The sequence below is a fragment of the Curvibacter sp. APW13 genome (genome assembly GCF_032337135.1).
In the GTDB taxonomy this organism is placed as follows: domain Bacteria; phylum Pseudomonadota; class Gammaproteobacteria; order Burkholderiales; family Burkholderiaceae_C; genus Allorhodoferax.
The window spans coordinates 301,397-312,925 of the sequence record NZ_JAVXZZ010000001.1 but is presented as its reverse complement, the minus strand read 5'-3'; the positions used below and the strand labels follow the sequence as shown (position 1 = coordinate 312,925).

Annotated in this window: 12 protein-coding genes; all 12 read left to right on the top strand. The window is 61.2% G+C overall.

The genetic code is table 11. The features are described 5' to 3' along the window. Nucleotides 1–8: 8 nt before the first annotated feature. Entirely contained in the window at nt 9–1,334 is a 1,326-nt protein-coding gene (locus RQP54_RS01390) for a FecR domain-containing protein (protein WP_315676380.1), read from the top strand. A gap of 11 nt (nt 1,335–1,345) precedes the next feature. After that, nucleotides 1,346–2,983: a ShlB/FhaC/HecB family hemolysin secretion/activation protein gene (locus tag RQP54_RS01385; protein WP_315676379.1), complete on the top strand. Its 1,638-nt coding sequence runs from the start codon at nt 1,346–1,348 to the stop codon at nt 2,981–2,983. A gap of 15 nt (nt 2,984–2,998) precedes the next feature. Continuing rightward, entirely contained in the window at nt 2,999–3,412 is a 414-nt protein-coding gene (locus RQP54_RS01380; RefSeq protein ID WP_315676378.1) for a DUF971 domain-containing protein, read from the top strand. 69 nt (nt 3,413–3,481) lie between these two features. After that, complete coding sequence (ubiE, locus tag RQP54_RS01375) at nt 3,482–4,213, top strand: bifunctional demethylmenaquinone methyltransferase/2-methoxy-6-polyprenyl-1,4-benzoquinol methylase UbiE (RefSeq protein ID WP_315676377.1); 732 nt, start codon at nt 3,482–3,484, stop codon at nt 4,211–4,213. A 58-nt stretch (nt 4,214–4,271) separates the two neighbouring features. Further along, nucleotides 4,272–5,258: a Tim44-like domain-containing protein gene (locus RQP54_RS01370; protein ID WP_315676376.1), complete on the top strand. Its 987-nt coding sequence runs from the start codon at nt 4,272–4,274 to the stop codon at nt 5,256–5,258. A 140-nt stretch (nt 5,259–5,398) separates the two neighbouring features. After that, nucleotides 5,399–5,836 carry an SCP2 sterol-binding domain-containing protein gene (locus tag RQP54_RS01365; protein WP_315676375.1) on the top strand — a complete coding sequence of 146 codons (438 nt, stop codon included), beginning with the start codon at nt 5,399–5,401 and terminating at the stop codon, nt 5,834–5,836. Beyond that, complete coding sequence (gene ubiB / locus RQP54_RS01360; RefSeq protein ID WP_315676374.1) at nt 5,833–7,398, top strand: ubiquinone biosynthesis regulatory protein kinase UbiB; 1,566 nt, start codon at nt 5,833–5,835, stop codon at nt 7,396–7,398. The genes RQP54_RS01365 and ubiB overlap by 4 nt, the downstream gene beginning before the upstream one ends. A gap of 51 nt (nt 7,399–7,449) precedes the next feature. After that, the gene (locus tag RQP54_RS01355) at nt 7,450–7,716 is read left to right on the top strand and encodes an FmdB family zinc ribbon protein (RefSeq protein WP_315676373.1); all 267 of its coding nucleotides are present in this window, start codon (nt 7,450–7,452) and stop codon (nt 7,714–7,716) included. Between the two features lie 49 nt (nt 7,717–7,765). Beyond that, nucleotides 7,766–8,392: a DUF502 domain-containing protein gene (locus tag RQP54_RS01350; protein ID WP_315676372.1), complete on the top strand. Its 627-nt coding sequence runs from the start codon at nt 7,766–7,768 to the stop codon at nt 8,390–8,392. Nucleotides 8,393–8,430: 38 nt separating this feature from the next. After that, nucleotides 8,431–10,236, top strand: a complete 1,806-nt coding sequence (gene aspS / locus RQP54_RS01345) for an aspartate--tRNA ligase (RefSeq protein WP_315676371.1) — start codon at nt 8,431–8,433, stop codon at nt 10,234–10,236. Between the two features lie 50 nt (nt 10,237–10,286). Next, on the top strand, nt 10,287–10,799 hold the full coding sequence (gene nudB, locus RQP54_RS01340; protein WP_315676370.1) for a dihydroneopterin triphosphate diphosphatase: 513 nt from the start codon (nt 10,287–10,289) through the stop codon (nt 10,797–10,799). After that, a complete protein-coding gene (locus RQP54_RS01335; RefSeq protein WP_315676369.1) occupies nt 10,790–11,524 on the top strand; it encodes an endonuclease/exonuclease/phosphatase family protein in 735 nt (244 codons plus the stop codon). The genes nudB and RQP54_RS01335 overlap by 10 nt, the downstream gene beginning before the upstream one ends. The last annotated feature ends 5 nt before the right edge of the window (nt 11,525–11,529 follow it).

Below are 11,529 nucleotides of genomic sequence, written 5' to 3'. Positions count from 1 at the left end.
AAGTTCCGATGATTGGCATAAAAGCGTTCGTTGGCGTTTTGGCCTTGTCCGCGCTGGTGGCTCAGGCCCAGACGGTGGGGGAGGTGGAGTTCTCACGCGGCGTGGGGTTCGCCCAGAGCGCAGGGCAGACGCCGCGCGTCCTGGGCAAAGGCTTGCCTTTGAAGGAAGGCGACCGCCTCACGACCTCCGATGGCAGTTCTGCCATCATCAAGTTGCAGGACGGTACCCGGATGACAGTACGGCCCAACTCCGACTTGGTGGTGCAGCAATACCAATTCAAGGACGGTGCACAGGACAACAGCATGGTGATGCAGCTGTTGCGGGGCGGTTTTCGAGCCATTACCGGCCTGATCTCCAAAGGCTCGCCAAATGCTGCGAAGGTGCAGACAGCCACGGCCACTATCGGTATTCGGGGGACCGATTTTGATGCGCGTCTATGTACCAAGGATTGCAAGGCCGAGAGCGACAAGGTGAGCGACCCCGCGCGCCCGAACGCCGTGCTGGCCAGTGCCAAGCTGGTGGATGCGATCGGCAGCATCAGTGCGCGCGATGTCAATGGCAACAGGCGCGTATTGGTAACCGGGGGCAGCATCTACCCGGGCGATATGGTCGAAACAGCCGCGGGCGCCCGCACAGTGTTGGTGTTTCGCGATGACAGCCGCTTGACCCTTGGGAGCAATGCCCAATTCCGCGTGGACAACTTTGTTTTTGATGAAAAGAACGCCAGCGAAGGCCGCTTTCTGGTGACCTTGCTGCGTGGCTCGCTGCGGGCCTTGACCGGGCTGATCGGCAAGGCCAACAACCGCAATGTGGGCTTCAGTACGTCCACTGCTACCATCGGCATTCGTGGCACTGGGCTGGATCTGGACTGCAGTGGCGGCGCCACCTGCGCCTTCTACACTTGGTTGGGGACCATCGAAGTAACGCCCACGGGCCAGACAGCCTTGCAGGTACTTCAAGCGGGTCAGGGATTGTTCGTTGGGCCCAGCGGCATTCGTCCGTTGAATGCCCCGACGCTGGACAACCTGCCGCGCCCGGATCAGGTTCCGGTAAACCTGCAGCAGTTGTTTGGTGTGGGTCAGCCCAACGTTGAGGAGGAGGGCCTGTTCGTGTTCGTGCGCGATGGCCATATCGAAGTTGTTTCGTCTAAGGAAACGCTGCACTTGGGTCGGGGAGAGACTGGTTTCGCCCTGCCTGATGGAAGCACCGGTCGCCCGGGAAGTCTGCCGTTGTTCATCCAGACCGATCGACTGCCCTTGCCGAACAACCCCAATCCGGGCTTGTCCAGCCTGATGGGAGATATCAATGCGACTTCGGGTCAGCAATGTCGATAAGGATGCGCACCATGAGTAACTGCTTCGGTCGGTACGCTCCTGCTCTACCTTCGGCCTGGATTCTGGCAGGTTCATTGTCGGTGCTAGCGGTGCCCGCGCTGGGCCAGGAAGGCCCTGCTGCGGCTTCTCCTTCGTTTCGCATACGCGGATTTGAGCTTACGGGCGACATCCCGCTGCCCTCCGAGGAGACCACACGTCTCTTGGCACCTTTCATCAGCAACCAGGCAACCATCGAAACACTTCAGCAGGCCAGTGCGGCGTTGGAGAAGGCTTTGAGGGATCGGGGGTTTTTGCTCCACCGTGTTGCGCTGCCACCGCAGGAGGTCGGAGACAAGGTAACGTTGAACATCGTCAAGTTCGTGATCGGCAAGGTGGTGGTCGAGGGTGCCAAGTTCAACACCGAGCAGAATATTCGAGCCAGTATCCCTGAATTGCGCGAGGGTGGCGCACCGAGCTTCAGTCGACTGGCCGTGCAGACTGCGTTGGCCAACGAAAATCCCAATAAGCGCATCCAGGTCGGCTTGCGGGAGTCGGAAGAGCCGGACCGCATCGACGCCCGTGTGCAAGTGGTCGACGAGCGCCCGTTGAGCCTGTTGCTCGGGTTGAGCAATACCGGCAATGAGGCGACCGGAAGAGACCGTTTGGCCGTGGTCGCAGCTCACAACAACCTGTTTGGCTTGGATCACCAGGCCTCGGTGGCCTACACAACCTCACTGGAGCGCAGCAGTGATGTGAAGCAATTGGGTCTGAGCTACCGCATTCCGCTGTATGCGTACGGTGGCGCGCTATCGGCGAGCTATACCAATTCCGATGTTGTGGGCAAGTTTGCCAGTTTCAACACCAGCGGCGTGGGTGAAACCTATGGTGTTTCCTACAGCCATTACCTCCAGCCGCAAGGTGGGCGTCGTTCCTACCTGACGCTGGGGTGGGAAGACAAGACCTTTAATGCAACCAAAATCACGGTTGGCGGTATCGTGCAGTACACCCCGGTGGATCTGAGCTTCAATCCGATTAACCGCAAGAGTCAGCCCCTCACCTTGGGCTACGCATCACGCACGGAATCCGATACCGCGATGTGGAGCTACAGCGTCAACTGGGCGTCCAACATGGCGTCCGGGACAGGGGCATCGCTTGCCGCCTACCAAGCAGAGGATGGCCGAATCCAGACGGTCGGCTGGAACGCTCTGCGCGGTGATGCCAGCTACACCAAGGCGTTCGCTGCCGGATGGTTGTGGGGGGCAAAGACCCAATTCCAGCTCACATCCGATGCGCTGATTTCGGGCGAACAATTCGGATTGGGCGGGGCATCATCGGTCCGGGGAACCTCTGAGCGCCCGATTTCCGGCGATAGTGGCGTGTTCGCATCGTTGGAACTCAGCACACCGGAACTCACACCGGGGCTGCGACTGGTCGGTTTTCTCGATGCGGGCATCTTGGCAAGCAATAACACCGACAAGGTTACGACAAAGGCGTCCACCGATGGCTTGTCCAGTGTGGGCCTTGGTTTGCGCTACGGTGTAGGCAATTTGGGGCTGACGGCAGAATGGGCGCGTATCGTTCGCGGCGCCAGCGTGACCAGCGGTTCCGCGTCCGACCTGCCGGCGCAGGGCGACAGCAAGTTGCATGTCAATCTGACCGCACGTTTTTGAATATTGGGGTGTTCTATGGCCGGTTTGCAACCGGGTGGCGTTGTGCCGCAGGAAATGGTGGTGCATTCCACCTCGAAAATATTGGAAGTCCGCTTTTCCGACGGGGCGCGGTTTTCGTTGCCGTTTGAGTATCTGCGGGTCTACTCCCCGTCGGCCGAAGTGCAGGGCCATGGGCCCGGCCAGGAGGTCTTGCAGACCGGCAAGCGCCAAGTCGATATCGTGGCGCTGGATCCGGTCGGGCACTATGGCGTGCAACCCACGTTCTCCGATGGGCACAGCACCGGCATCTACACCTGGGACTACCTCTACCAACTCGGTGCCGAGCAGTCAGTCCGGTGGCAGTCCTATTTGGATAGACTCGAGGCTGCGCAGCGTCATCGCGACGATCCCATGCCGGAAGCTGCCGGAAAATCCTGCGGTGGGCATTGATTGCTCTGTTTTTGATAGCTCACTGCGCTGTATTTACAAGGGCCTGAGCCCGAATTGATTGGAATTTTGATGAGCTCGACCCATTTTGGCTTCAAGACCGTGGACGAGTCGGAAAAAGCACGCCATGTGCGTGGCGTGTTCGACTCGGTGGCCCCCAAGTACGACATCATGAACGACCTGATGTCCATGGGACTGCACCGTGCCTGGAAGGCTTACACCGTGATGGTCGCCAACCTGCAGGAGGGGGACCGTGCGTTGGATATTGCGGGAGGCACCGGCGACTTGGCCATGGCATTTGCCAAGAAAGTCGGAAAGAGTGGCCAGGTGGTGCATACCGACATCAATGAAGCCATGCTGCGCACCGGTCGTGACCGGTTGCTGGACCACGGCATCGCGTTGCCTACCGTGGTTTGCGATGCCGAGAAACTGCCTTTTCCCGATGCCCATTTCGATTTGGTCAGTGTTGCCTTCGGCTTGCGCAACATGACGCACAAGGACCAGGCACTCAAGGAAATGAACCGTGTGCTCAAGCCCGGCGGCAAGCTGCTGGTGCTGGAGTTTTCCAAGGTAGCCCCGCCGCTGGAAAAACTCTACGACTGGTATTCGTTCAAGATCCTGCCCAAGCTGGGGCAGATGGTTGCCGGTGACGAAGGCAGCTACCGCTATTTGGCAGAAAGCATCCGTATGCATCCGGGCCAGGAAGAGTTAAAGACCCTGATGCACAAATGTGGTTTTGGACATGTGGACTTCCACAACATGACGGGCGGGGTGGTCGCTTTGCATGTTGGAATCAAGTGCTGAGGCTTGGAATCCGATACTTGGGTCATACCTGCCTGGTTGAATTTGTTTTGGAGTCGATATGAAATTGTGGAACCTATTCCTGGCCGCGGCACTGGTCCTGACCGGCGTGCATGCCGAGGCCGCCAAGCGCCTGGGGGGCGGCGGCTCCATGGGCAAACAAAGCAGCAACGTGACTCAGCGGCAAGCCACTCCGGCGCCAGCCCCGGCGCCCGCGCAGAATAGCGCTGCAGCGCCGTCCGCCAACAAACCGGTGGCGCCCACTCCGACGCCTGCGCCGGCACAGCCAGCCAAACGCCCCTGGGGCGCCATGCTGGGCGGTCTGGCTGCCGGTCTGGGCCTGGCCTGGCTGGCCCATTCCATGGGCCTGGGCGAAGGCATGGGCAACATGCTGACGCTGCTGCTGTTTGCGGGCTTGGTGTTCATGGCTATCAGCTGGTTCATGCGCCGCAGGGCCAGCCCGGTGGCTGTCGGGGGCTATGCTGCCCAGGGTGCAGGTCATGCGCCTTTCGCGGTGTCGCAGCCCTACAACCCCAAGAACGTCGGCAACGACGCCTCCGCACGCCCCTGGGAGCGGAACAGCACCGCGTTCCAGGCCCCCGTGAGTGCAACGTCCGGTGGCTCCATCATCGGCTCTGCACTGTCGGGGGCGCAAAATTGGGGTATTCCTGCCGGTTTCGACACCGACGGCTTTGTCAAGGCCGCCAAGACCAATTTCATCAATCTGCAGGCGGCATGGGACAAGGGTGACATCGCCACCCTGCGCTCCATGATGACCGACGACATGGTGGCGGAAATCAAGGCGCAATTGGCCGAACGCGAAAAACAGCAGCCTGGCATGGCCAACATGACCGAGGTGGTGATGCTGGATGCGCACCTGCTGGGCATTGAGGAGCTGGACGCCGAGTACATGGCCAGCGTCGAGTTTTCGGGCATGATCCGCGAGGAAGCGGGCACCAGCCCGAACCCGTTCCGCGAGGTATGGAACATGACCAAACCGAAGGCCGGTGGTGGCTGGCTGGTGGCCGGTGTGCAGGCTCTGCAGTGAGCGCAGGCCCCACGGCCCAGCGGACATAATAGGGGACTATGGCAACACAGTCCCCTTTTTCTTTCTTGGAGGACTTCCTCCGCACGCTCCCTGTTCCCGTTGCACCTCCTGCTTGGGTGGTGGATGAAACCCATCGACGCGTGGTCCTCTTGCTCAACCATGTGCTGATGCAGGAGCCCGTGGCCATGGAGCGCCTGATGCGCATCAAAGGCTCCGTGGTGCTCGTGGTTTGGCGCCAGTTCTCCTTCAAGGTGGTGGTTACACCAGCTGGCTTGCTGGATCTGGCCAGTGTCGATGCCCAGGCGGATCTGACGCTGACCATGACCCAGGATTCGCCCTTGGAGGTGGCTCAGGCACTGCTTCAGGGCGACAAGCCCGCCGTGCGGATTGAGGGCGATGTGCAACTCGCTGCCGAAATCAACTGGCTGGCTGACCATGTCCGATGGGACGTGGAGGAAGACCTGGCCCGAATCATGGGCGATGCGCCAGCCCACGCCATGTCGCAGGCGGTGCGCAGCATGGCGCAGACCCTGGCTCAGTTTGTCGGGCGTGGTCCACGCTCGGGGGACGCCGCATGAGCCGTTTTGCTCGGGCTTTCTTCATCCTGTGGGTGTTCTGGCGGCGTGGGTTGGACCAGATGCTGCTGGCCGGCCTGGACCACCCCGTGGCCCGCTTCATGACAGGTCTGTTGCGCATGGGGCGTCGGTTGGAGGCACCGCGCGGACAGCGCCTGCGCCAGGCGCTGGAAGACTTGGGGCCGATCTTTGTGAAACTGGGCCAAGTGCTGTCGACCCGCCGTGACCTGCTGCCGGTGGATATTGCTGACGAACTGGCCTTGTTGCAGGACCGGGTGCCGCCATTCAGTGCGGACATCGCCATCGCCACCATCGAACGCAATCTGCGACGCCCCTTGGACCAGGTGTTTGCTTCCTTTGAGCGCGAACCGGTCGCCAGTGCTTCCATTGCCCAAGTGCACTTCGCGGTACTGAAGGACTGGAAGGGCGCGCCCAAGGAAGTTGCGGTGAAGGTGCTGCGCCCTGGCATGACGGAGGCTATCCGCAAGGACCTGCGCCTGATGCGCATGATGGCCAACTGGCTCGATGCGCTGTCGGTCGATGGTCGTCGTCTCAAGCCCAAGGAAGTGGTGGCCGAGTTCGACATGTACCTGCATGACGAGCTCGACTTGGTTCGCGAAGCAGCCAGTGCGGCCCAGTTGCGGCGCAATATGGAAGGTCTGGACCTGGTGCTGATCCCGGAAATGTTCTGGGACTTCAGCTCGACGGAAGTGCTGGTGATGGAGCGCATGCACGGCGTTCCCATCAGCCAGGTCGATCGCTTGCGTTCCGCAGGCGTGGATATTCCGAAGCTGGCACGTGACGGTGTCACCATCTTCTTCACCCAGGTGTTCCGTGACGGTTTTTTCCACGCCGACATGCACCCAGGCAATATCCAGGTCAGCATCGACCCGGCTACCTTCGGACGCTACATCTCGCTCGACTTCGGCATCGTCGGTTCCCTGACCGAAGTGGACAAGGAGTACCTGGCCCAGAACTTCGCCGCATTCTTCCGGCGTGACTACAAGCGGGTCGCAGAACTGCACATCGAGTCGGGATGGGTGCCACGCACCACCAAGGTCAACGAGCTTGAAGGGGCGGTGCGCGCGGTCTGCGAGCCCTATTTCGATCGCCCGCTGAAGGAAATTTCACTGGGCATGGTGCTTCTGCGGCTGTTCCAGGCTTCGCGGCGCTTCAACGTTGAGATTCAACCGCAGTTGGTACTGCTGCAGAAGACACTTCTCAACATCGAAGGGCTGGGGCGCGAGCTGGACCCCAACCTCGACCTCTGGGCTACCGCCAAGCCCTTCCTTGAGAACTGGATGATGGAGCAGGTCGGCCCCCAAAAGCTCATGGACCAGTTCAAGTTCCATGCGCCGCACTACGCCAAAGTGATCCCTGAGCTGCCGCTCCTGCTGCATGCCTACCTTCAGAGAACCTCCCTGCAGGAGAGCTCAATGCACCAGGAGTTGCTGGCGGAGCAGCGTCGCACGAATCGTCTGTTGCAGACTATTCTGTCCGTCGCACTGGGCTTCGTGGCGGGCCTGGTGGTCATGCAGATCGTGGTCCGGATCCGACTTTTCTGACGGCCGTTCTATAATTCAAGGTTTTGCTGATTCCCGAGCGAGTCTTGAACCATGCCTATCTACGCCTACAAATGTGATGCCTGCGGGTTTTCCAAGGACGTGTTGCAGAAAATGTCGGATGCGCCCTTGCAGGAATGCCCTTCGTGCGGCAAAAACACCTTTTCCAAGCAATTGACTGCCGCTGGCTTCCAGCTCAAGGGGTCGGGGTGGTACGCCACCGACTTCAAGGGCGGCTCCTCCTGTGCGCCCGCCCCCGCGGCCTCGGGCGATGCCCCTGCGGCAGCCTGTGCGAGTTGCCCCGTGGCAGCCCAAGCCTGAACAACGATTGACCGCTGTGCCCTTTCGCAAATACCTGCTGACTGGTCTGATGGTGTGGTTGCCCCTGGCGATCACGCTGTGGGTACTTCTGTGGCTCATCGGTTTGCTCGATGGCGTTTTCGGGGCTTTCCTGTCGGGCTTGGCTGCCGTGACGCCAGCGTCGCTGCTGCCCGTGATCGACCAGTTGCGCCACATCCCTGGCCTTGGGGTGATTCTGGTGGCTTCGGTACTGCTGTTCACGGGCGCCTTGGTTTCCAACGTGGCTGGGCGGTGGTGGGTCAAGCAGTGGGACAAGCTGTTCACCAACATCCCCATCGTCAAGTCCATCTATAACAGCGTCAAGAAGGTGTCCGACACGCTGTTTTCCAGCAATGGCAACGCCTTTCGGACCGCGATGCTGATCCAGTACCCGCGCCCGGGCATGTGGACCATCGCGTTCCAGACCGGTACGCCAAGTGGTGAAGTGCAGCAGCGTCTGGGGGGCGATTTTGTGAGTGTGTACGTTCCCACCACGCCCAATCCCACCAGCGGCTTCTTCCTGATGCTACCCCGTGCCGACGTGATCGAGCTCGACATGAGCGTCGACCAGGCACTGACCTACGTCATTTCCATGGGTGCCGTGGCGCCGGGGGCCCTGCCACCCCGCGCCGCCGCGCCGGTTTCCGATCAACCTTAACTTTGGCTGCCCACAAGGCAGCAAACCGAAAGCTAGCTATGGCCATGCGCTCCCATTACTGCGGTCTGGTGACCGAAGCCCTGTTGGGCCAAACCGTAACCCTCGCCGGCTGGGTCAACCGTCGCCGTGACCATGGTGGCGTGATCTTCGTCGATCTGCGTGACCGCGAGGGCTATGTGCAGGTGGTCTGCGACCCCGATCGTCCCGAGATGTTCCAGGTGGCCGAAGACCTGCGCAACGAATTCTGCGTCCAGGTCAAGGGTGTCGTGCGTGCACGCCCCGAAGGCACCACCAACGACAAGCTCAAGAGCGGCCAGATCGAAGTGCTGTGCCACGAGCTCAAGGTGCTCAACCCCTCGGTCACTCCCCCGTTCCAGCTCGACGAAGACAACCTGTCCGAAACGACCCGTCTCACGCACCGCGTGCTGGATCTGCGCCGCCCCTACATGCAGAACAACCTGATGCTGCGCTACCGCGTCGCCATGGAAGTGCGCAAGTACCTCGACGCCAACGGCTTCATCGATATCGAAACCCCGATGCTCACCAAGAGCACGCCCGAAGGCGCGCGCGACTACTTGGTGCCCAGCCGTGTGCATGATGGCCAGTTCTTTGCGCTGCCGCAGTCGCCCCAGCTGTTCAAGCAGTTGCTCATGGTGGCCGGCTTTGACCGTTACTACCAGATCACCAAGTGCTTCCGTGACGAAGACCTGCGCGCCGACCGCCAGCCCGAATTCACGCAGATCGATATCGAGACCTCGTTCCTGACGGAAGAGGACATCCGTGCCATGTTCCAGGGCATGATCAAGACCGTGTTTCAGAACACCATCGGTGTGGACCTGGGTGAGTTCCCGGTCATGACCTACCAGGATGCCATGCACCTGTACGGCTCCGACAAGCCCGACCTGCGCGTGAACCTGCAGTTCGCCGAACTTACCGACGTGATGAAGGACGTGGACTTCAAGGTCTTCTCCAGCGCTGCCACCATGAAGGGTGGTCGCGTGGTGGCCCTGCGCGTGCCCGGTGGCTCGGTCGAAGGCGGTGGCATCAGCCGCGGCGAGATCGACGCTTACACCGAATTCGTCAAGATCTACGGTGCCAAGGGCCTGGCCTACATCCGTGTCAACGACCTGTCCAAGGGCCGTGACGGTCTGCAGAGCCCCATCGTCAAGAACATCCACGACGCTGCGTTGGCAGCGGTGCTGGAGCGCACCGGTGCCCAGAACGGCGACCTGATTTTCTTCGGTGCCGACAAGGAAAAGATCGTCAACGACGCCATTGGCGCACTGCGCCTGAAGGTCGGCCACAGCGAATTCGGCAAGAAGAACGGTTTGTTCACGGCCGGCTGGCGCCCGATGTGGGTGGTGGATTTCCCGATGTTCGAGTACGACGAGGAAAACCAGCGCTACACCGCCGTGCACCACCCCTTCACCGCGCCCAAGGAAGGCCACGAGGATTGGATGGTCACGGCCCCCGAGAAGTGCATCTCCCAGGGCTACGACATGGTCCTGAACGGCTGGGAAATGGGGGGTGGCTCGGTCCGTATCCACCGCGCCGATGTGCAGAGCAAGGTGTTCGACGCGCTCAAGATCGGACCCGAGGAAGCGCAAGCCAAGTTCGGCTTCCTGCTCGATGCCCTGCAGTACGGCGCGCCCCCGCATGGCGGCTTGGCCTTCGGCCTGGACCGCATCGTCACGCTGATGACCGGTGCCGAGTCCATCCGTGACGTGATCGCCTTCCCCAAGACCCAGCGTGCCCAGTGTCTGCTCACCGCAGCGCCATCACCCGTGGACGAAAAGCAGTTGCGCGAACTGCACATCAAGCTGCGCAACCCGCAGCCCGTCTGACCCAGACTGAGGCAGAATCGAAGGGCGCTTGCAGCGCCCTTTTTTCTGCCATGAATCCACAGCAGCCCTTCAAGGTACCGCGCTCGGTGCTGGTGGTGATCCACACACCCCGGTGGGATGTATTGCTGCTGCGTAGGCGCAACGATGCTCCGGATGGCACGCCATTTTGGCAGTCTGTGACAGGGTCGCAGGAAGCGGACGATGCGGGATGGACCGAGACCGCCGCGCGGGAAGTGCAGGAGGAGACCGGTCTGCAGTGTGGGCTGGGCTGGCCAGCGGCCTGTTTGCAAGACTGGGCGCTGGAAAACGTCTATCCCATCTACCCGCGGTGGCGCAATCGCTATGCCCCCGGGGTCTTCTTCAATGTCGAGCGCGTTTTTGGCCTGTGTGTCCCCGAACCGTATCCTGTTCGCCTGAGCGCTGCAGAGCATCGGGCATATTGCTGGCTCCCTTGGATTGAGGCGGCCGATCGGTGCTATTCGGCCTCCAATGCCGAAGCGATCCTGAGTTTGCCGCACATCCGACGGGCTTCACTTTCACGCGCGGAGGATCCATGCCGATAGTGCGGGTCGCTACCTACAACATCCACAAGGGAGTCCAAGGCATCGGTCCGCTCAGGCGGCTCGAGATCCACAATCTGGGCTTGGCGGTGGAGCAGCTCGATGCCGACCTCGTGTGCCTTCAGGAGGTGCGCCATAGCAATCGACGCGAAGCCCGGCGTTTTGCGCATTGGCCGACGTTGCCGCAGGCGGACTTCCTGGCACCGGGTGGGTATGAAGCGGTCTACCGCACCAACGCGGTGACGCGCCATGGTGAGCATGGCAATGCCTTGCTGAGCCGTTGGCCCGTGTGCGACCACCAGCACGAAGACATGTCAGACCACCGTTTTGAGCAGCGTGGTCTGCTGCATGTGCAGGTGGAGGTCCATGGTCGGCGCGTGCATGTTCTGGTGGTGCATCTGGGGCTGGTCCGCTCCAGCCGGGTGCGGCAGCTACAGCAGCTGATCCGCTTCATCGGCCGCGAAATCGGTGCCGACCAACCCCTGATCGTGGCTGGCGATTTCAATGAGTGGGGTGATTGGGCCCACCAGACCATGCTGCAGGCGGGGCTGCGTTGCTTCGGGCCGGTACAGGCCTTGACCTTTCCCTCGCGCCTGCCCTTGTTGCAGTTGGACCATGTCTATGCACGGGGCATGGAGCCGCTGGCGCAATGGGTGCCGCGCGGTACTGCCTGGGCGCGCATGTCGGACCATCTGCCACTGGTCGCGGAATTCCGGTTGGATGCCTGAACCGA